17 protein-coding genes and 1 riboswitch are annotated in these 20,456 nt (G+C 72.2%); of the genes, 5 read left to right on the top strand and 12 right to left on the bottom strand.

The features are described 5' to 3' along the window. Positions 1-42: 42 nt before the first annotated feature. Both SCWH03_RS18555 and def read left to right on the top strand, forming a co-directional pair. Entirely contained in the window at positions 43-1,038 is a 996-nt protein-coding gene (locus SCWH03_RS18555) for a tetratricopeptide repeat protein (RefSeq protein ID WP_173265385.1), read from the top strand. 66 nt (positions 1,039-1,104) lie between these two features. Beyond that, on the top strand, positions 1,105-1,734 hold the full coding sequence (def, locus tag SCWH03_RS18550; protein ID WP_173265384.1) for a peptide deformylase: 630 nt from the start codon (positions 1,105-1,107) through the stop codon (positions 1,732-1,734). Between the two features lie 401 nt (positions 1,735-2,135). On the opposite strand, the gene SCWH03_RS18545 is transcribed toward def, so the two are convergent. The 6 genes from SCWH03_RS18545 to nagB all read right to left on the bottom strand — a co-directional run bounded on the left by SCWH03_RS18545 (position 2,136) and on the right by nagB (position 10,989). Next, complete coding sequence (locus SCWH03_RS18545; RefSeq protein WP_173265383.1) at positions 2,136-3,143, bottom strand: ribonucleotide-diphosphate reductase subunit beta; 1,008 nt, start codon at positions 3,141-3,143, stop codon at positions 2,136-2,138. A 56-nt stretch (positions 3,144-3,199) separates the two neighbouring features. After that, the gene (locus tag SCWH03_RS18540) at positions 3,200-5,593 is read right to left on the bottom strand and encodes a ribonucleoside-diphosphate reductase subunit alpha (protein WP_173265382.1); all 2,394 of its coding nucleotides are present in this window, start codon (positions 5,591-5,593) and stop codon (positions 3,200-3,202) included. Between the two features lie 124 nt (positions 5,594-5,717). After that, a riboswitch (cobalamin riboswitch) is annotated at positions 5,718-5,862 on the bottom strand. A gap of 420 nt (positions 5,863-6,282) precedes the next feature. Next, entirely contained in the window at positions 6,283-6,525 is a 243-nt protein-coding gene (locus SCWH03_RS18535; protein ID WP_254076846.1) for a YbdD/YjiX family protein, read from the bottom strand. Further along, positions 6,522-8,729 carry a carbon starvation CstA family protein gene (locus tag SCWH03_RS18530; protein ID WP_173265381.1) on the bottom strand — a complete coding sequence of 736 codons (2,208 nt, stop codon included), beginning with the start codon at positions 8,727-8,729 and terminating at the stop codon, positions 6,522-6,524. The genes SCWH03_RS18535 and SCWH03_RS18530 overlap by 4 nt, the downstream gene beginning before the upstream one ends. Positions 8,730-8,908: 179 nt before the next feature. Then, on the bottom strand, positions 8,909-9,724 hold the full coding sequence (locus SCWH03_RS18525; protein WP_173265502.1) for a GntR family transcriptional regulator: 816 nt from the start codon (positions 9,722-9,724) through the stop codon (positions 8,909-8,911). A gap of 479 nt (positions 9,725-10,203) precedes the next feature. After that, entirely contained in the window at positions 10,204-10,989 is a 786-nt protein-coding gene (nagB, locus tag SCWH03_RS18520) for a glucosamine-6-phosphate deaminase (RefSeq protein WP_173265501.1), read from the bottom strand. 813 nt (positions 10,990-11,802) lie between these two features. Here nagB and SCWH03_RS18515 point away from each other — a divergent pair. After that, on the top strand, positions 11,803-13,269 hold the full coding sequence (locus tag SCWH03_RS18515) for a sensor histidine kinase (RefSeq protein WP_173265380.1): 1,467 nt from the start codon (positions 11,803-11,805) through the stop codon (positions 13,267-13,269). Positions 13,270-13,488: 219 nt separating this feature from the next. Here SCWH03_RS18515 and SCWH03_RS18510 read toward each other — a convergent pair whose 3' ends face one another. Both SCWH03_RS18510 and SCWH03_RS18505 read right to left on the bottom strand, forming a co-directional pair. After that, positions 13,489-13,746, bottom strand: a complete 258-nt coding sequence (locus tag SCWH03_RS18510; protein WP_004937597.1) for a WhiB family transcriptional regulator — start codon at positions 13,744-13,746, stop codon at positions 13,489-13,491. A gap of 316 nt (positions 13,747-14,062) precedes the next feature. Continuing rightward, entirely contained in the window at positions 14,063-15,031 is a 969-nt protein-coding gene (locus SCWH03_RS18505; RefSeq protein ID WP_173265379.1) for a diacylglycerol/lipid kinase family protein, read from the bottom strand. A 105-nt stretch (positions 15,032-15,136) separates the two neighbouring features. Here SCWH03_RS18505 and SCWH03_RS18500 point away from each other — a divergent pair, with 105 nt between their 5' ends. Beyond that, a complete protein-coding gene (locus SCWH03_RS18500; protein WP_173265378.1) occupies positions 15,137-15,574 on the top strand; it encodes a hypothetical protein in 438 nt (145 codons plus the stop codon). A gap of 219 nt (positions 15,575-15,793) precedes the next feature. Here SCWH03_RS18500 and SCWH03_RS18495 read toward each other — a convergent pair whose 3' ends face one another. The 3 genes from SCWH03_RS18495 to SCWH03_RS18485 form a co-directional block, all read right to left on the bottom strand. Continuing rightward, the gene (locus SCWH03_RS18495; RefSeq protein ID WP_173265500.1) at positions 15,794-16,774 is read right to left on the bottom strand and encodes an RNA polymerase sigma factor SigF; all 981 of its coding nucleotides are present in this window, start codon (positions 16,772-16,774) and stop codon (positions 15,794-15,796) included. 35 nt (positions 16,775-16,809) lie between these two features. Continuing rightward, positions 16,810-17,223, bottom strand: coding sequence for an ATP-binding protein (locus SCWH03_RS18490; RefSeq protein ID WP_173265377.1), 414 nt, complete (start codon positions 17,221-17,223; stop codon positions 16,810-16,812). A 241-nt stretch (positions 17,224-17,464) separates the two neighbouring features. Further along, positions 17,465-17,725 (bottom strand): UBP-type zinc finger domain-containing protein, encoded by a 261-nt coding sequence (locus SCWH03_RS18485; protein WP_173265376.1) that lies wholly within the window; start codon positions 17,723-17,725, stop codon positions 17,465-17,467. 71 nt (positions 17,726-17,796) lie between these two features. On the opposite strand from SCWH03_RS18485, the gene SCWH03_RS18480 reads away from it, so the two are divergent. Beyond that, on the top strand, positions 17,797-19,395 hold the full coding sequence (locus SCWH03_RS18480; RefSeq protein ID WP_173265499.1) for a Na+/H+ antiporter: 1,599 nt from the start codon (positions 17,797-17,799) through the stop codon (positions 19,393-19,395). Here the strand turns inward: SCWH03_RS18480 and SCWH03_RS18475 are convergent. Continuing rightward, complete coding sequence (locus tag SCWH03_RS18475) at positions 19,374-20,294, bottom strand: 1-aminocyclopropane-1-carboxylate deaminase/D-cysteine desulfhydrase (protein ID WP_173265375.1); 921 nt, start codon at positions 20,292-20,294, stop codon at positions 19,374-19,376. The two genes, SCWH03_RS18480 and SCWH03_RS18475, sit on opposite strands and share 22 nt — an antisense overlap. Between the last annotated feature and the right edge of the window lie 162 nt (positions 20,295-20,456).

Raw genomic sequence — 20,456 nt, 5'->3', positions numbered from 1 at the left:
GTGTGCGGGGGCAATGACCCGAGCGACCGGCAGGCGGGAATCGTGAGGATCTTCGGGAAGGTACGGCATCGGCCCTCCGCCTCTTGGCGGCAGGCCACCGACCGCGCGTTCACGCTGATCGGCGACGGCCGGTACGAGGACGCGGGCGCGCTGCTGACGCGCGCGGCGGACCTGGAGCCCTGGCTGTCGGAGTCGTGGTTCAACCTGGCCCTCCTGCACAAATTCCGCCACGACTGGGAGCAGGCCCGCGCCGCGGGCCTGCGGGCCGTCGCCCTCCTGGACAAGGAGACGGGCGCACCCGACTGGTGGAACGTGGGGATCGCCGCCACGGCCCTCCAGGACTGGCCGCTGGCCCGGCGCGCCTGGCAGGCCTACGGGCTGAAGGTGCCCGGCCGCCCCAGGGCCGCGGGCGGCGGGGCGGCCGCGGAGCCCGTCGGGATGGAGCTGGGCAGCGCGGCCGTGCGGCTGTCGCCCGAGGGCGAGGCGGAGGTCGTGTGGGGTCGCAGGCTCGACCCCGCGCGGATAGAGGTGCTGTCGATCCCGCTGCCTTCGTCCGGCAGGCGCTGGGGCGAGGTCGTTCTGCACGACGGTGTTCCGCACGGCGAGCGCACCACCACCGCGGGGCACAGCTTCCCCGTCTTCGACGAGATCGAGCTCTGGGCGCCCTCGCCCGTGCCGACGTGGGTGGTGCTGCTCGAGGCCGCGACGGAGGAGGACCGGGACGCGCTGGAACAGCTTGCCGCCGACGCGGGCTTCGCGGCCGAGGACTGGTCCTCGTCGGTGCGGCTGCTGTGCCGGACCTGTTCCGAGGGAGTGATGCCGAGCGCCGAGGGCGAGGGAGAGCATCTGGACCCGCACGACCACAGCGAGCCGGGTCATCCGGGCCCGCTGGGCCACCGCACGGCCGGTGAGCTCTGGGTGCCGGAGCGGGAGTGCGGGATCGCCGCGCCCGCCGCGCTCGTGCGGGGACTGCTCGACGGCTGGGTGGCCGACAGCCCCGGCAGCCGGGAGTGGCGCGATCTGGAGGAGGTCTGCTGACCACCGCCGCAGGGCCGTAGGCTGTACGGGTCATCGAGACGGTTTTGAGGAAGGCTTACGGCGGAAATGGCGCAGCAGGAGACGGACGAGCAGATCAGCGGCGGCTTCGCCGTCGACACGGAGGACTGCGAGGAGCGCGAGCGGACCCATCGCGAGCGCGGCAGCGCCCGTCCCATCACCGTCGTCGGCAATCCGGTGCTCCACCGGGAGTGCCGGGACGTCACCGAGTTCGACGACGGGCTCGCGGCGCTGATCGACGACATGTTCGCCAGCCAGCGGGCGGCGGAGGGCGTGGGCCTGGCCGCCAACCAGATCGGCGTGGACCTCAAGGTCTTCGTCTACGACTGCCCGGACGACGAGGGCGAGCGCCATGTGGGCGTCGTCTGCAACCCGGTGCTGCAGGAGCTGCCGCCGGAGCGCCGGGTTCTCGACGACTCCAACGAGGGCTGTCTCTCGGTCCCGACGGCGTATGCGTCGCTCGCCCGCCCGGACTACGCCGAGGTGCACGGCCAGGATGCCGAGGGCAAGCCGATCAAGGTGCGCGGCACCGGCTACTTCGCGCGCTGCCTGCAGCACGAGACGGACCATCTGTACGGCCGGCTCTATATCGACCGGCTGTCGAAGCGGGACCGCAAGGACGCGCTGCGGCAGATGGCCGAGGGCACGCCGCGCTACGAGACCGTGCCCAACGACTGAGCGCGCCGGCGGAGCCGTCCCGTGTGCGACGGCCGACCCGTGCCGGACAAACCGTCCCCGTGTGCCGTGTGCCGTGTGCCCGCCCGCGTCGTGTGCCGCTCGCCCCGCCCCGCCCCGCACGGAACCACCCGGTGCGGGGCGCGGTCATGATCGCCGAGGGGCCGCGGACCCGCCCGCGCGGACGGCACACGACGCGGGCGGGCGCCCGGACCGCCGAGGGGCCGCGGGCGGGCGGGGCCGCTGCCCCGCGCCGTCCTGAGCGCCTTCCTCAAAAGCCCTCGTCAGAGGCCGTCCCCGAAGAGCCGGGGCCCCGGCGACGTGAGAAGCCGGGGCCGCAAGCAGGTGTCAGAGATCCGCGCCAGAGATCCGCGCGAGATCCGTGCAGAGACCAGAGACCCGCGTCAGAAGTCCTCGTCCAGGTCGACCGTGCCCTCGACCGCGACCTGGTACGCCGACGGCCGGCGCTCGAAGAAGTTCGTCAGCTCCTGCACGCCCTGCAACTCCATGAAGGAGAACGGGTTCTGCGAGCCGAACACCGGGGCGAAGCCCAGCCGGGTCAGCCGCTGGTCGGCGACGCACTCCAGGTACGCGCGCATCGACTCGGTGTTCATTCCCGGCAGCCCGTCGCCGCACAGGTCGCGGGCGAACTGCAGCTCGGCCTCGACCGCCTCCTTCAGCATGTCCGTGACCTGCTGCCCGAGGGCGTCGTCGAAGAGCTCGGGCTCCTCCTTGCGGACCGTGTCCACGACCTCGAAGGCGAAGTTCATGTGCATGGTCTCGTCCCGGAACACCCAGTTCGTCCCGGTCGCCAGCCCGTGCAGCAGGCCCCGCGAACGGAACCAGTACACGTAGGCGAAAGCCCCGTAGAAGAACAGCCCCTCGATGCAGGCCGCGAAGCAGATCAGGTTCAGCAGGAAGCGGCGCCGGTCGGCCCGGCTCTCCAGCCGGTCGATCGTCTCGACCGAGTCCATCCACCGGAAGCAGAACTGGGCCTTCTCCCGGATCGACGGGATGTTCTCCACCGCGGCGAAGGCCGCGGCGCGGTCCTCCGGGTCGGGCAGATAGGTGTCGAGCAGCGTCAGATAGAACTGGACGTGCACGGCCTCCTCGAAGAGCTGCCGCGACAGGTAGAGGCGCGCCTCGGGGGAGTTGATGTGCTTGTACAGCGTCAGCACCAGGTTGTTCGCGACGATCGAGTCGCCGGTCGCGAAGAACGCGACCAGGCGGCCGATCAGGTGCTGCTCGCCCGGGCTGAGCCTGGCGAGGTCGGCGACGTCCGAGTGGAGGTCGACCTCCTCCACCGTCCAGGTGTTCTTGATGGCGTCCCGGTAGCGGTCGTAGAAGTCCGGGTAGCGCATCGGGCGCAGCGTCAGCTCGAAGCCCGGATCGAGCAGGTTCTTGTCGTTCATAGCAGCCGGCGCGGGGCGCCGTCCTCCAGAGGTGGGGTGCGGATGGCGGGGCGGAGTTACTGGCAGGCCTCGCAGGACTCCGGGTTCTCCAGGGAGCAGGCGACGGCATCGGGGTCGGCGGCCTGCTGGACGGGGAGGGTGGCGGCCGGGATGGTGGCGGCCGGGGTCGTGCCCGAGGCGGCCCGGGCGATCCGGGTCGCGGGGCGGGACCGCAGGTAGTACGTGGTCTTCAGACCCTGCTTCCAGGCGTACGCGTACATCGAGGAGAGCTTGCCGATGGTCGGCGTCTCCATGAAGAGGTTCAGCGACTGCGACTGGTCCAGGAACGGGGTGCGGGCCGCGGCCATGTCGATCAGGCCGCGCTGCGGGATCTCCCAGGCGGTCCGGTACAGCTCCCGCACCTCCGCTGGGATCCAGTTCAGGCCCTGTACCGAACCGCCGGAGTCGCGCAGCGCCTCCCGGGTCTGTGCGTCCCACACGCCGAGCCGCTTCAGGTCGTGTACCAGGTAGGAGTTCACCTGGAGGAACTCGCCCGACAGCGTCTCGCGCTTGAAGAGGTTGGACACCTGCGGCTCGATGCACTCGTACACACCGGCGATCGACGCGATGGTGGCGGTCGGCGCGATGGCCAGCAGCAGCGAGTTGCGCATGCCGGTGGCGGCGACCCGCTCGCGCAGCGCGGCCCAGCGCTCGGGCCAGGCCAGGCGCGTGTCGTAGTGGTCGGGGTGCAGCACGCCCCGGGCGGTGCGGGTCCGCTCCCAGGCCGGCAGCGGCCCGCTGCGCTCGGCCAGTTCGCAGGACGCCTCGTAGGCGGCCAGCATGATCCGCTCGGCGATGCGTGTGGACAGGGCCTTCGCCGCGGCGGAGTCGAAGGGCAGGCGCAGCTTGAAGAAGACGTCCTGGAGGCCCATCGCGCCGAGGCCCACCGGGCGCCACCGGGAGTTGGAGCGGCCGGCCTGCTCGGTCGGGTAGTAGTTGATGTCGACGACCCGGTCGAGGAAGGTCACGGCGGTGCGGACGGTGTCGTCCAGCCGCGCCCAGTCGATCACCTCCTCGCCGTCGGCGGCGCCCGGTACGACGAACGCGCCGAGGTTCACCGAGCCGAGGTTGCAGACCGCCGTCTCGCCGTCGTCGGTCACCTCGATGATCTCGGTGCACAGGTTGGAGGAGTGGACGGCGGTCCCGGGCTCCGCGGTCTGGTTGGCGGTGCGGTTGGAGGCGTCCTTGAAGGTCATCCAGCCGTTGCCGGTCTGGGCGAGGGTGCGCATCATCCGCCCGTACAGCTCACGGGCGGGGATGGTGCGGCGGGCGAGCCCGGCGGCCTCCGCCCTGCGGTACGCGGCGTCGAAGTCGCCGCCCCAGAGATCGACGAGCTCCGGCACGTCGGCGGGGGAGAACAGCGACCAGTGGGCGTCGGCGTCGACCCGGCGCATGAACTCGTCGGGGATCCAGTGCGCCAGGTTGAGGTTGTGCGTGCGGCGCGCCTCCTCGCCCGTGTTGTCGCGCAGCTCCAGGAACTCCTCGATGTCCGCGTGCCAGGTCTCCAGGTACACGCAGGCCGCGCCCTTGCGCCGGCCGCCCTGGTTGACGGCGGCCACCGAGGAGTCCAGGGTGCGCAGGAACGGCACGATGCCGTTGGAGTGGCCGTTGGTGCCCCGGATGAGCGAACCGCGGGAGCGGATGCGGGAGTACGACAGCCCGATACCGCCCGCGTGCTTGGAGAGCCGCGCCACCTGGTGGTAGCGCTGGTAGATGGAGTCCAGCTCGTCCAGCGGGGAGTCCAGCAGGTAGCAGGACGACATCTGGGGGTGCCGGGTGCCGGAGTTGAAGAGCGTGGGGGAGGACGGCAGGTAGTCGAGGCGGCTCATCAGCCCGTAGAGGGAGGCCACTTCCTCCAGCGCGCGCGGGGAGTCGTCCTCGGCGAGACCGCAGGCGACGCGCAGCATGAAGTACTGCGGGGTCTCGACGACCTTGCGGGTGATCGGGTGCCGGAGCAGATAGCGGCTGTAGAGGGTGCGCAGACCGAAGTACCCGAAGCGGTCGTCGGCGTCCGGGTCGACCAGCGCGTCGAGGCGCCGGGCGTGCGTCTGGACGAAGACGGCCGTGCGGTCCGCGATCAGCCCCTCGCGGTGGCCGGCGGCGATCGAGCCGGAGAACGCGGAGGCGCCCTGGCCGGCCGCCTCTTCGGCGATGGTGAGGGTGAGCAGTCGTGCCGCGAGCCGGGAGTACGCCGGGTCCTCGGAGATCAGGCCGGCGGCCGCCTCGGTGGCCAGTTCGCGCAGTTCGGCCTCGTCCGATCCCGCGTGACGGCCCCGGAGGGCGGCCCCGGCCACCCGGCCGGGGTCGGTGTCGGGCAGGTCGGCGGTGAGCTCGGTCAGGGTCCGCAGAAGCGCGGTGCCTGGTCCGTCGGCGAGCTGCGCTGAAGCAGGATCGGGCGGCGCGATGGTCACGGGGTGCTCTCCCTCGCTCGGCTGGGGGCCGGCGGGGCGGTGCGCGGACGCTCACCCGGGCAGGGCGGACCGCGTCCACCGGCCTTTTCCGCGAGGCCCGGACGTCTGGGCACCCGGGCCGGACGGTCCGGGCGCACCGCCGGCAGGTTCTCGGACTCACACGGGACGGGTCCTGGTTTCGGACCAGCGCACACCGGTACACCGTTGCGGGACAGTTCCGGTTTCCCACCGGATTCCCCTGCGTCGACAGCGAGGATGAGCATACATGTGGGGGCGGTGGGTTGCGGTACCCCCCACATGTTGTGTCGTGGCTCGGCTCAGGGCTTGAGGGCGGAGGTGCCCGGGGGCGGGGGGCCCGGCGCGGGTCCCCGGTCCCGCGGGGGTGTCCTGGCGGCGGGGCGGGCGGCGTTCCGGGCGGTGCTGTTCCCCGTGGTGCTGTTCCGTGCGGCGGTGCTGTTCCGTGCGGTGGTGTTCCGTGCGGTGGTGACGTTCCGCGTGGGTGTTCCGCGCGGCGGTGACGTTCCCCATGTGGTGTTCCGCGCGGTGGGGGCCGGTGGTGCCCTGTGCGGCGGTGGGGTGGGGGGTGCCCCGCGGGCGGCCGCGTCCTCCGTGGCCGCGGGGAGGCCCTCGGGCCTCCGCTCTCCCCCGAGGGAGGCGGAGGCCCGAGGCCGGCCGGCGGGAGCGGGTGCTCAGCAGCAGCGGAATCCCTTGCGGGGGTCGGCCTCCCGCTCGTCCGTGCGGCGGCGCTCGAACTCGCGGCGGGAAAGGACCTCCGCACCGGGGTCGTGTGCCCGGGTGTGCGCCACATAGCGGTCGTACACCGACTCGCCCGAGACCTCGCGCACGTACCAGCGGACCCAGCCGACCGCCCGCCGTACCCCGTTCGCCACCGCCGTGCCCGCCGTGCCCGCCATTCCCGCGACGGTACTCATGTCCGGCCGCTTACGGCGGCCTCGTGCTCCGGGGCACCGGCGCCGGCTCCGGCGGCGACCGCCGCGAGCTCCGCCTTCTCCTCCTTCGTGGCGAACATCCCGGCGGGCGCGACGAGCTTCGACTCGACGTACGGGGCCTCGGCGAGCCGGACGGTCTCCGGATTGCTGATCGCCCGGAAGCAGACCCGGGCGGCGTCCGCCAGGACCACCACGATGAGGAGGGCGAACAGTGCCGAGAGCACGCCGTCGACGGTCGAGTTGGTGACGATGGTGTGCATGTCGTCCATCGTCTTCGCCGGAGCCAGCACCTCGCCGGAGTCGATGCCCGCCTGGTACTTCTCGCGCTGGGAGAAGAAGCCCACCTTCGGGTCGGCGGAGAAGACCTTCTGCCAGCTCGCGGTGAGGGTGACCGTGACGTCCCAGGCGAGCGGGACGGCCGTGACCCAGGCCCACTTGAGGCGTCCGGACTTCACCAGCAGCGTGGTGCAGACGGCGAGGGCGACGGCGGCGAGGAGCTGGTTGGCGATTCCGAAGAGCGGGAAGAGCTGGTTGATGCCGCCGAGCGGGTCGTGCACGCCGACCCAGAGGAAGTAGCCCCAGCCGCCGACGACGACCGCACTGGCGAACCAGACGCCGGGCTTCCAGCTGATCTGCTTCATCGGCCGGTAGACGTTGCCGAGTGTGTCCTGCAGCATGAAGCGCCCCACGCGGGTGCCGGCGTCGAGCGTGGTGAGGATGAACAGCGCCTCGAACATGATGGCGAAGTGGTACCAGAACGCCTTCATCCCGGCGCCGCCGACGACCGCGGAGAAGATCTCCGACATGCCGAGGGCGAAGGTCGGCGCGCCGCCGGTGCGGGAGAGCAGGCTCGCCTCCTCGACGTCCTTGGCGGCCTGGGTGAGTTGCTCCGGGGTGACGGTGAAACCCAGGTTGGCGACCGCCTGGGAGGCGGAGTCGACCGTGGTGCCGATGACTCCGGAGGGGGAGTTGATCGCGAAGTACAGACCCGGGTCGAGGATGGCGGCGCAGATCATCGCCATGACCGCGACGAACGACTCGGTCAGCATGGCGCCGTAGCCGATCATCCGGACCTGGGTCTCCTTCTGGATCATCTTCGGGGTGGTGCCCGAGGAGACCAGGGAGTGGAAGCCGGAGAGCGCGCCGCACGCGATGGTGATGAAGACGAACGGGAACAGCGAGCCGGCGAAGACCGGGCCCTGGCCGCTGCCCGCGAACTCGGTGACGGCCGGCATCTTCAGCGTCGGCATCGCCACGGCCACGCCCAGGGCCAGCAGCACGATGGTGCCGACCTTCATAAAGGTCGAGAGGTAGTCGCGCGGGGCCAGCAGCAGCCAGACGGGGAGCACGGAGGCCAGGAATCCGTAGGCCATCATCCAGACGACCAGGGTGCCCGGCTCCAGGGTGAAGAACGCTGCGAGCGAGGAGTCCGCGACCCAGCCTCCCGCGATGATCGCGAGGAGCAGCAGCGCGACGCCGATGATCGACACCTCGCTGACCCTGCCCGGCCGCAGGATCCGCAGGTAGACGCCCATGAACAGGGCGATCGGAATCGTCATGCCGATGGAGAACACCCCCCAGGGGGAGTGCGCCAGGGCGTTGACGATCACCAGCGCCAGCACCGCCAGCAGGATGATCATGATCGCGAAGACGGCGATCAGGGCGGCGACGCCGCCGAAGGGGCCGATCTCGTCCCGCGCCATCTGGCCGAGCGAGCGGCCGTCCCGTCGGGTGGAGAAGAACAGGGTGACCATGTCCTGCACGGCGCCGGCGAAGATCACTCCGACGATGATCCATATGGTGCCCGGCAGATAGCCCATCTGGGCGGCGAGGATCGGGCCGACCAGCGGGCCCGCTCCGGCGATGGCCGCGAAGTGGTGGCCGAACAGCACCCGCCGGTCGGTCGGGTGGAAGTCGACACCGTTGTCAAGCCGCTCCGCTGGGGTGGCGCGGGTCTTGTCGGCCCGGAGTACCCGGTACTGGATGAAGCGCGCGTAGAACCGGTAGGCGATGGCGTACGAGCCGAGTGCTGCCGCCAGCATCCAGGCGGCTGAGACCTCCTCCCCCCGTGAGAGGGCGAGCATGCTCCAGCCGGCCGCGCCCGTCAGCGCGACGAGTACCCAGACTGCGGTGGCCCGCGGAGTCATGCCCCGTCGGGGTGTGCTAGGTGGTGCAGGCTCGGCCATCGTGTGGCTCCCGTCCCGTGCTGATTGCCTGTAACGCGCGAGCAATCTAGGTGACTGCTCATGCGGACGTCACCCCTTGTCCGCATTTCGGTACGGCAAAGACTGCGGGGCGGTGCCGGGTGGGCCGGCTCCCCGGCCTGGTCGGGTTCCCGGAGGGCGGCCGCGGTCTCCGCAGGCCGTCAGGGGGTCTCGGGGCGCCGCAGTCTGGCCACGAACTTGTAGCGGTCGCCCCGGTAGACCGAGCGGACCCACTCCACGGGGTCGCCCCCGGCGTCGAGCGAGTGCCGCGAGAGCATCAGCATCGGCAGGCCGACGTCCGTGCCGAGCAGCCCCGCCTCGCGGGGGGTGGCCAGGGAGGTCTCGATGGTCTCCTCGGCCTCGGCGGGGCGGACGTCGTACACCTCGGCCAGGGCGGCGTAGAGGGAGGTGTACCTCACCAGCGACCGGCGCAGCGCCGGGAAGCGCTTCGCTGACAGGTGCGTGGTCTCGATCGCCATCGGCTCGCCGGAGGCCAGCCGGAGCCGCTCGATGCGCAGCACCCGTCCGCCCGGTGCGATGTCCAGCAGTCCGGCGAGCGTGCCGTCGGCCGTCACATAGCCGATGTCCAGCAGTTGCGAAGCGGGTTGCAGACCCTGCGCCAGCATGTCCTCGGTGTAGGAGGTCAGCCGGAGCGCCTGGGAGACCTTGGGCTTGGCGACGAACGTGCCCTTGCCCTGGATGCGCTCCAGCCGTCCCTCGACGACCAGTTCCTGGAGCGCCTGGCGCACGGTGGTGCGCGAGGTGTCGAACTCGGCGGCGAGGGTGCGCTCCGGCGGCACGGGTGTGCCGGGCGGCAGGGTCTCGGTCATGTCGAGCAAGTGCCTCTTGAGCCGGTAGTACTTGGGTACGCGCGCGGTCCTGGCCGCCCTCCCGGTCTCCCGTACGGTCTCCCTCCCGGTCTCCCTCCCGGTCTCCGGTCCGGCCTCCGGCCCGGTGCCGGCCCCGTCCGCGGCCATGGCCTGCCTTTCCGACTCGTGTGGTGCTGCCGTCACCGGCGCCTCCGTTGATCGCGGCTCACATGGTGGCACGGTCCGTTCGCGGGCCGCCGCCCTGACCCGGGTGCCGGTCGGTGACCGGACGCGACAGCCCTTCTTATACACCCTGGACACCCTGAGAGGTCTAGTCCATGATCCGAGGTGGTGGTTCACGCCGGCCGAGGGCACTCGGGGCCGCACAGGACCGGGCGTGCGGCCCGCGGGCGTTGCGGTAGGTGCCGGGCATTTTCCGGGACATGGCGCTGCCGTCGACCCCCACCCCGGCCCCGGGGCGATGTGGCGCCGGCCGCGTTGCGCTCGCGTGAGCTGCAGCCTTTCCGCGAGTCGCGTGCGGTCGGTTCCCCATCCGTCAAGTACGCACCTGTCCTGGCCGCCGACTCCCGCCCGCGGGACGCATGGCCCCCGCCCGCCCGCCCGGTCGGGCGGGGCCGCGCCGCGTGCTACAGGTCTTGCCAGGCCGGCTTGTGGGCGTACGCGTGGCGGAAGTAGCCCGCCAGCTTCAGTTTCGAGGCCGCCGCCTCGTCGACCACGACCGTCGCATGCGGGTGCAGTTGGAGTGCCGAGGCGGGGCAGACCGCCGCGACGGGGCCCTCCGCGGTCGCCGCGACCGCTTCCGCCTTCCCCTCCCCGGTGGCCAGCAGCACCAGGTGCCGGGCCTCCAGGATCGTCCCGATCCCCTGGGTGATGACGTGCTGCGGCACCTGCTCGATGTCGCCGTCGAAGAAGCGGGCGTTGTCCGCGCGGGTCTGCTCGGTCAAGGTCTTGATCCTCGTGCGCGAGGCGAGCGACGAGCAGGGTTCGTTGAACCCGATGTGCCCGTCCGTGCCGATGCCCAGCAGCTGCAGGTCGACGCCGCCCGCCGCCGTCAGGGCCGTCTCGTACGCCTCGCAGGCGGCGCGGACGTCCTCCGCTGAGCCGTCCGGGCCGATGAACGATTCCGGACTCAGCCCGAGCGGTTTGAGGACCGTGCGCATCACCACCGAGCGGTATGACTCGGGATGCCCGGCGGGCAGGCCCACATACTCGTCGAGCTGTGCGATCCGGGCCCGGGAGACGTCCGCAGTCCCGGCCCGGACCCGTGCTGCCAGGGCCCGGTAGACGGGCAGCGGCGTCGATCCCGTCGCCACCCCGAGCAGGGCGTCCGGCCTGCGGCGGAGCAGGTCCGCGATGCCCTGCGCGACGAGTTCCCCGCCCGCCTTGGCGTCCTGGACGATGACAACTTCCACTGTGGGCCGCCGATCGATTGAGGGCATGTGGTATAGACCAATCTAGCAGAGCGGGGTGATGCCGGGGTGAACGCCGGCCGGCGGGAGGAGGGCCCTCGGGAGGGCCCTGGGCCGACCGGCCCGCGGATCGGCCGGCCCCGTGAGCCGCGCTGGTCGCCGGGGCAGGGACGGGCAGGGACGGGGTCGATGCCGTCGGGCGGTGGCGCCGTGCCATGGCGGACCCGGCCTGTCCGGAAGGCCGCGGGTGCGGCGCGGCCTCGCCGCACTCCGCTTCGGCGCGAACTGCCCGGCCCGCGGACCGGCCGCACTCGTGCGGTGCGCCGGTCGCGCTCTCCCCTGGTCCGGGGGCCGGGAATCGGGGCCGCGGGGTCGGAGCCGGGAGGGGTCTCGGCCGGCCTGGTGCCGCCCGCCGAAGGGGCGGCGCGGCGGGTCCTGCCGGCGCCGGAGCATTCGGCGCGCCCCCGGCCGTGGGGGACCCGCGGGCCGCGGCGCCGGGACGGGACCCTCAACCCGTCCGGCACCGCAGCCCGGAGTTGCCCGGCCGTCGGGTGTGCGGTCCCGGTCGGCCGTGTGGAGGCCCTCGGCGCAGTCAGGGCAGAGAGCGCCGGGTCCTCGGTCCACCCTCCTGTGCGGGGAGGGCGGAGGTCTTCTGCTGTCCGCCGTCCGGGGCGTGTCCCGGCACGGCGATGTCATTGTGGACTAGACCATTAAGCGCTGTCCATCCGTCTGCACACGCTTTTCCGGGCCCATCCTCCCCTACTCGGGCCCGTCCCGTCAGGTTCTCGCCAAAGGTACGCTCACAGCGTGCCCTCCATGAACGACCTCGTACGCCAGCACACCGCTCTGAGCGAGTCCGACCTCGAGTGGCTGCACCTGCTGGTCTCGGAGTGGCAACTGCTCTCCGACCTCTCCTTCGCGGACCTCGTCCTGTGGGTTCCCACCCTGGACGGCACGCGGTATGTCTCGGTGGCCCAGATGCGGCCGAACACCGGCCCCACCTCCTACCAGGACGACATGGTCGGGCATCTGGTCCCCCGCGGTCGCCGCCCGCTGCTGGACGCCGCGCTCGACGAGGGCCGCATCGTGCGCGAGGGAGACCCCGAGTGGCGCGAGGAGGTGCCGGTACGGGTCGAGTCGATCCCCGTACGGCGTGACGGCCGGGTCCTCGGGGTGATCGCGCGCAACACCAACCTGCTCACCGTGCGCACCCCCAGCCGGCTCGAGCTGACCTATCTGCAGTCCGCCTCCGACCTGGCCCAGATGATCGCCGCGGGTGCCTTCCCCTTCCCCGAGCAGCAGGTCGACATGGACGCCTCACCGCGTGCCGGTGACGGGCTGATCCGTCTCGACGCAGACGGTGTCGTCCAGTACGCGTCCCCGAACGCGCTGTCCGCGTACCACCGGCTCGGCCTCGCCGCCGACCTGGTCGGGCAGCACCTGGGCCAGATCACCGCCGAACTGGCGCCTTCCCGGGGGCCGGTCGACGAGGCCCTGATCAAGCTCGCCAGCGGATACGCGCCCCGGGAGACCGAAGTCGAGGGAAACGGCGGCGTCATCCAGCTCCGCGCCATCCCGCTGAAGCCCAAGGGCGCCCGTATCGGCTCCCTTGTCCTGCTCCGCGATGTCACGGAACTCCGGCGCCGCGAGCGCGAGTTGATGACCAAGGACGCCACCATCCGGGAGATCCACCACCGGGTGAAGAACAACCTCCAGACGGTCGCCGCGCTGCTGCGTCTCCAGGCCCGGAGGATGGACTCGGTGCGCGGTCGGGCGGCCCTCGGCGAGGCGGTCCGGAGGGTCGGGTCCATCGCCATCGTCCATGAGACGCTGTCCCAGAACCTGGACGAGCGGGTCGAGTTCGACGAGATCGCCGACCGGGTACTCGCCATGGTGGCCGAGATCTCCCCCGGCAAGGTCGACTGCCGGCGCACCGGCCGTTGCGGAATCCTGGACGCCGAGGTGGCCACGCCGCTCTCCATGGTCCTCACCGAGGTCCTGCAGAACGCGCTGGAGCACGCCTTCGCGCCGGGGGAGTCCGGCACCGTCGAGGTTTCGGCGGTGCGCGGCGGCCCCCGCTCGGCCGAGCGGCTGCTCATCACCGTGCAGGACGACGGCAGGGGGCTGCCCGAGGGCTTCGATCCGAAGACGGCGGGAAACCTCGGTCTCCAGATCATCAGGACACTGGTGGAGGGGGAGCTGGGCGGCACCTTCGATATGAAGCCGGCCGCCGGGCGGGGGACGCGTGCGGTCCTGGACATTCCGGTCCGCAGCCAGAAGTAGTTCCGGGCGGTTTGCCGGTACGGCCCCGCGCCGTGGGCGACGGGAGGCGCCTGCCGCGCGCGGTGCGATGCCTGCCCCGGGTGGACGGCAGCGAGCCCCGGACCGCTGGAGATGGTCCGGGGCTCGAAAGCTGCGGGATACTGCTGCGCGCTGCGGCTCGGGGGCGGTGATTGCGTACTCACCGTACGCGCCGCCGGGCTCAGGCTGTGGGCAGGGGGCTCAGGCGGTGGCGTTGCGTGCCCGGTTGCGGGCGGCGCGGCGCTTCATCGCGCGGCGCTCGTCCTCGCTGAGGCCACCCCAGACGCCGGAGTCCTGGCCGGACTCGAGCGCCCACTGCAGGCACTGCTCCATGACGGGGCAGCGACGGCAGACGGCCTTGGCTTCCTCGATCTGCAGCAGCGCAGGACCGGTGTTGCCGATGGGGAAGAACAGCTCGGGGTCTTCCTCGCGGCAAACGGCGTTGTGACGCCAGTCCATGGCTGCTACCTCTCTTGGTATGACATGCGTATTGCTTGTGAATGTGAACGCTTTCACGAATCCCCTCGCAAGGGAAGGGCCTGCAACCAGACGAACTGGCCGCGGTCCTGATCGAGGAGGGGTTCTGGTGCTCACTGGGGGCCGGTCTTGCGGGCCGTCCCGAGCGCCATGTAGAGATTCGCAAACCTCGGCGGCGGATACAACCCCTTCCGGAAAGTTTTTTTTGATTCCTCGGTGTCGACTAGGTCACAGCCGTACTTCCATGGGGTGGATCCGCGCCTAAACGTTCGACTGGAAGGACTTTTGCCGCTTCCGCTCACACAATCACACGCAGTGCACGGCGTACGCCTGTGAACGTCACACTGCTGCGGAGTCCGAGGTGGTCACCGTCCATCTGGAAAGGGAGTGGCACCTTCGAATGCAAGGTGAAGTCCGTGAGATCGTGAAAAGAGGTCACATGCCTGCCGCGCGGCCCGCGGTCCGGGGTCGAGGTGAGCAACTGGGTCGCGTAGCGGGCCAGCGCGGGGGTCGAAAGCCGGCTCAGTCCGAGCACGTCCAGGGCGCTGTCGAAGGACGCCGCCGGGGTCGCGTACACCGGGCGGTCCCCCAGGTAGGTCCAGGGGGACGTGTTGCAGACGATGGACAGCACCAGCTCGCGCACGGGGTCCGCCCCGGGCCGTTCCAGGGTGATCGCACCACTGCGGCGGTGCGGGTCCGCGAGGAACTGCCGGGCCGCCTGGCGTATGTAGAGGGAGTGCGTCGAGATCCGGCCGCGCTCCCGCTGCCGTTCGACCCTGCCGACGACTCCGGCGTCGAAGCCGAATCCGGCGCAGAAGGTGAACCAGCGGGGCGGGACGCCCTCGTCCGGTGTGCCCGGCGTGCCGGCCGCTATGCCGAGCCCCACCGTGCGGCCGCTCCCCGTCTCCAGGGCGTCCAGGATGGCGCCGGTGGCCTCCACGGCGTCGTTGGGCAGTCCCAGGGCGCGGGCGAAGACGTTCGTGGAGCCGCCGGGGACGACCGCGAGCCGCGGCAGGGCGTCGGGGTCCGGGCCGGCGTGCAGCAGCCCGTTGACCACCTCGTTGACCGTGCCGTCGCCGCCCAGCGCCACCACCATGCCGATGTCGTCGGAGTCGGCGGCCCGCCGGCCGAGGTCCCGCGCGTGGCCGCGGTACTCGGTGGTGACGGCCTCCAGCTTCATCTCGCTCGCCAGCGCGTGGATCAGCACGTCACGGGTGCGGGCACTGGTGGTGGTTGCCGCCGGGTTGACCACGAGGAGTGCACGCATGGCCGCCAGGGTACCTACCGCGCGGTACCCGGCCCAGTCCGGGGAGCGCGCCCCCGGCGCGGTACGCCCTGCGGGCCGGGCCGGGCGCGGGGCTACCCTGCAGGGGTGAGCAGCGCGGAGCAGACCCCTGAGACCGTCCCCGGCGCCCCCGTGCGGCGGCGGCCCGGCAGACTGGCCGTGGCGGCCGCCGTGTGCGGGTTCCAGGCCCTGGCGCTGTTCGCCGGCGGCCTCTCCATGCTGGTCTCGGGCCTCACCGGTAGCCCGGAGAGCACGTCGGGGGCCGAGACGGGCGGGGTGACGCTGATCGCGCTGGGCCTCATCCCGCTGCTCGCGGCACGCGGGCTGCTGCTGCGGCGAGGCTGGAGCCGCGGCCCCGCGATCATCACCCAGATCATGGCCCTTCCGGTGGCCTGGACCCTGCTCCGCGCGTCGGGCGCGCTGATCCCGGCGGGTGTCCTGCTGGCCGTCGCGGCCGTCACCGCGCTGGTGCTGCTGCTCGACCCGCGGACGACGCAGGCGCTGGGCATCCGCGGCCGCGCGTAGCCTCCGGCGGCCGTGCGCCCGCGCGTGGCCGTGCGCGCGGTTCGGGCGGCCCGGCGCGTGGTCCGGGCAGGTGGTCAGTGTGTGTTCCGCGGGTGGGCCGGCGGCCGTGTGCCGCATCGCCACCGGCGGTTCCCGACGGCCCGGGAGGGCGCGGTGCGGACCGTTTGGGCCGCCGGGCACACCCCTCGGGGGGCGTCCCGGAGAGTCACGCCTCGGGGGTCACTCCTCGACCAGGAGCTTCTCGCGCAGTTGAGCGAGCGTGCGCGCCAGGAGACGGGAGACGTGCATCTGGGAGATGCCGACCTCCTGGGCGATCTGCGACTGCGTCATATTGCCGAAGAAGCGGAGAAGGAGAATCCGCTTCTCCCGGGGCGGCAGATCCTCCAGCAGCGGTTTCAGCGACTCGCGGTACTCGACGCCCTCCAGCGCCTCGTCCTCGGCGCCCAGGGTGTCGGCGACAGCCGGGGACTCGTCGTCGGTGTCGGGGACGTCCAGCGAGAGCGTCGAGTACGCGTTGGCGGACTCCAGGCCCTCCAGCACCTCCTCCTCGGAGATGCCCAGCCGCTCGGCGAGTTCGTGGACCGTGGGGGAGCGGCCGTACTGCTGGGACAGTTCCGCGGTCGCCGTGGTCAGCGCGAGCCGCAGCTCCTGGAGCCGGCGGGGGACCCGCACCGCCCAGCCCTTGTCGCGGAAGTGGCGCTTGATCTCCCCGACGACCGTCGGTGTCGCGTAGGTCGAGAACTCGACGCCCCGGTCGGGGTCGAACCGGTCCACGGACTTGATCAGCCCGATGGTCGCGACCTGGGTGAGGTCGTCGAGCGGCTCGCCGCGGTTGCGGAAGCGCCGGGCCAGGTGCTCCACCAGGGGCAGATGCATCCGCACCAGCTGGTTGCGGAGTTCGGCGCGCTCGGGAGAGCCCTCCGGGAGTCCGCGCAGCGCGATGAACATCGATCTCGCCCCGCTCCGGTCGTTCGGAGCGTGGTGCCCGTGTTCCTTGAGGTCGTGCTCGTGGTCGCTCATGGCCGCCCTCTGCCAGTGCCTCGCCCGGGAGGTACCCCCAGCCTGCTTCTGCTCCGCCGCGGCCGGGAGGCCGTCGCGCTCGTCCACCGGGTGCGGCCTGGCCTGCTGCTCCGGGATGCCCGCCGGCGCGCCCGCCGGCTCCGCCGGGGCCGTGGGTCCGCCGTTCCCCGCTCCGGACATCCGCTCCTCGTCGCGCACCGGACCGTCCCCGTCCCTCACGCCGGCCCGGGTCCCGCGCCGCGCTGCTTGTACAGGCTGATGCAGACCGTGCGGTCCGGGGCCACGGAGGAGTCGACCTTGCCCGCCAGCGCCGAGAGCACCGTCCAGGCGAAGGTGTCGCGCTCCGGGGCGCGGCCGTCGGTCGTGGGGGCCGAGACCGTGACCTCCAGGGAGTCGTCGACGAGCCGGAAGACGCAGCTGAGAACGGATCCGGGGACGGCCTGCTGCAGCAGGATGGCGCACGCCTCGTCGACCGCGATGCGCAGGTCCTCGATCTCGTCGAGGGTGAAGTCCAAGCGCGCCGCGAGGCCGGCCGTGGCCGTACGCAGCACGGACAGGTAGGCACCCGCAGCGGGCAGCCGGACTTCCACGAAGTCCTGGGTCCCGGGCTCGCCTGCGATGTCGGACACCCTCACCTCCAAGGTGGCACAAGGTCGATCGAGGCTCCGGGAGGGCGTCCCGGAGCCGAGTGCTGCGCGTCGGTGCGCAGCCCGAACCTGGACTGGCGACGCTATCGCGATCCATGGTGCCGTGTCGCCGGGACCCCTACCCGGAGCTGTCACTCATAGTAAGCCCACAGGTACGCACAGTGGCTAGTGTTCTGCGGTCCTCAATTGCGAGAAGTCGGCGGAGCTTTGACGTACCCCGACGTCAGACGATCGAACCGTCCGCGAAGCACCACCGCCACTTCTCTCCGCGCTCCAGGGTACGCATCACCGGATGTCCCTCCTGCTCGAAGTGGTGGGAGGCGTGCCGGCCCGGTGACGAGTCGCAGCACCCCACGTGCCCGCACGTGAGGCAGAGCCGCAGCTGCACCGGGTGCGTCCCCTCGGCCCGGCACGCGGGGCAGGTGTCGCTCAGGGGCTCGGGTTCGGGGCGCGGCAGGTCGAGAACATGCTTGCACTCGCTCATGATGGCCAGGTTACGACGCCGGTGGGCGGCCGGGCGGCCGGGCGGCCGTGGGCCGGAGGGAAGGGCGGATGATGGACGCGCTGTCGGTGGTGGCGCTGGTCGCGGCGAGCGCCGCGGTCGCCGGGATCGCCCGCAGGACGGCGGTGCCGGCGCCGCTGCTCCTCGTCGCGGTCGGTCTGGTCGCCTCGTACCTGCCCGGAGTCCCGGAATACACCCTGGACCCGCACATCGTGCTGCCGCTGATCCTGCCTCCGCTGCTGCACATGGCCGCGCTGGACAGCTCATACCTCGATCTGCGGGCCAACGTCCGCCCCATCGCGCTGCTCTCCGTCGGCTACACGCTCTTCGCGACCCTCGTCGTGGGGTGGGTGGCGCACCTGGTGATCCCCGGACTCCCGCTGACCGCCGCGCTCGTGCTCGGCGCGGTGGTCGCCCCGCCCGACGCGGTGGCGGCCACCGCGGTCGCCCGCAGGCTCCGCCTGCCCGGCCGGGTCACCACGATCCTCCAGGGCGAGTCCCTGGTGAACGACGCCACCGCCATCACCGCCTACCGGGTCGCCCTGGCGGCCGCCGTCGGCGAGGGCATCACCTGGGGCGAGGGCGTCGCGATGTTCCTCGTCGCCGCGGCCGGGGGTGTCGGCGTCGGCCTGGTCCTGATGGTGCCGATCCACTGGCTGCGGACCCGTCTGCGGGAACCCCTGCTGCAGAACACCCTGTCCCTGCTGATCCCCTTCGTCGCCTACGCCGCCGCCGAGCACGTGCACGCCTCCGGAGTGCTGGCCGTCGTGGTCGTCGCCCTCTTCCTCGGGCACCGCTCCTGGCAGGTCGACTTCGCCACCCGGCTCCAGGAGGAGGCGGTCTGGCGGATGGCCGCCTTCGTCCTCGAGTCGGCCGTCTTCGCGCTGATCGGACTGCAACTGGCGCCCGTGGTGGGGCAGATCGGCTCCTTCTCGGCCCGGGAGGTCGCCGGGTACGCCGTCGTCGTCTTCGGCGTCGTGGTCGTGTCCCGCTTCGTGTGGGTCTTCCCCGCGACCTTCGTCCCGCGCGTGCTGTCACGGCGCATCAGGGAGCGCGAGCCCGGCGTGGACTGGCGGGCCCCGGTGATCGTCGGCTGGGCCGGGATGCGGGGCGTGGTCTCCCTGGCGATCGCGTTCTCCATCCCGGTCCTCACATCCGCCGGCGAGCCCTTCCCGGCGCGCAACCTGATCCTCTTCCTCACCTTCACCACGGTCATCGGCACCCTGGTGGTGCAGGGGCTCACCCTGCCCGCGCTCATCCGTGCCCTGAAGCTCCCTGAGCGCGATCCGACGAGCGTCACCCTGGCCGAGGCACAGGCGCAGAGCGAGGCGTCCCGCGCGGCGGAACGGCGGCTGGAGGAACTCGTCGCCGACCCGGGCAACGCACTTCCGGATCCGCTCCTCGACCGGTTGCGCACGGTCCTCGAACACCGCAGGAACTCACCCTGGGAGCGGCTGGGGGCGGTCAACCCCGTCACGGGCGAGTCCGCCGACGGCACCTACCGCCGCCTCACCCGCGAGGTGATCCAGGCCGAGCGTGCGGTGTTCGTGCGGCTCCGCGACGAACGCCGGATCGACGACGAGATGATGCGGGCGCTGCTGCGGCGGCTGGATCTCGAGGAGGCGGCCGCCTACCGCGAGCCCTCGGGCTGAGGCCCGCCGGTGACCACCGCCGCCACGGCCGTTCCCGGCGGGAAGGCGCCCTCGCCGGCGAGGACGACGAGTCCATAGAGCATTTTGGCGACATAGAGCCGCTCGACCGGCAGTGCGTGGCGCGCCTCGAAGTCCCGCGCGAACGCCTCGAGAGCCGGTGGGACGCGGGCGTACCCGCCGAAGTGGAACCGCTCGTCCAGCGACCAGTCGCCGGCCGGGCCGCCGAAGGCCTCTCTCTGGAGGGCGGCCGTCCGCTCGCCCAGGAAGCCCCCCCTGAGCACGGGTACGCCCAGCGCCCTCGCCCCGTCCCCGAGTCCGGCGGCGAGCCCGGCGAGCGTCCCTCCCGTCCCGCACGCCACGGCGGCCACATCGGCCGCGCCGCGCAGCTCGCGGCCCAGCTCCGTACAGCCCCGCGCCGCGAGGGCGTTGCTGCCGCCCTCCGGGACGACCCGGCACCCCGCCGGCGCCCCGCAGCGCACCCGCAGCTCCGCGAGCACCTCCGGCTCGGACGCACGGCGGTACGTGGCACGGTCCACGAAGTGCAGCCGCATGCCGTCGGCGGCGCAGGCGGCGAGCGACGGGTTGAGCGGCCTCTCGGCGAGCTCGTCGCCCCGGACGACGCCGATCGTGGGGAAGCCGAGCAGCCGCCCGGCGGCGGCCGTGGCGCGCAGATGGTGGGAGTACGCGCCGCCGAAGGTGAGCAGGGTCCGGCCGGCCGCCGCGCGCAGGTTCGGCGCCAGCTTGCGCCACTTGTTGCCGGGCAGCTCGGGGTGGATGAGGTCGTCCCGCTTGAGCAGCAGCCGCAGCCCGTGCCGCGCGAAGCGCTCGTCCCGCACCTCCTGCAAGGGGGAGGGCAGCCGGGGCCGAAGTGCGCGGTCGAGGTCTACGGGCTGGCTCACCCGCCCATTGTCGCCTCGCCTTCTCGCCGCCCCGTCACGGCGTCCGCGGCACTCCCCGGCCCCGCAGCTCCTCGGCGGCTCGGCGGCTCGGCGGCTCGGCGAACCGGGCGGACATTCCGCCGCCTCCCCGCCGGCGAGGGCGCTGGACGCCCAGCGGCGGGG

This window comes from Streptomyces pacificus (assembly GCF_011766325.1).
Lineage (GTDB): Bacteria > Actinomycetota > Actinomycetes > Streptomycetales > Streptomycetaceae > Streptomyces > Streptomyces pacificus.
The sequence above is the reverse complement of the archived record's forward strand: the minus strand, read 5'-3'. Positions and strand labels throughout refer to the sequence as shown.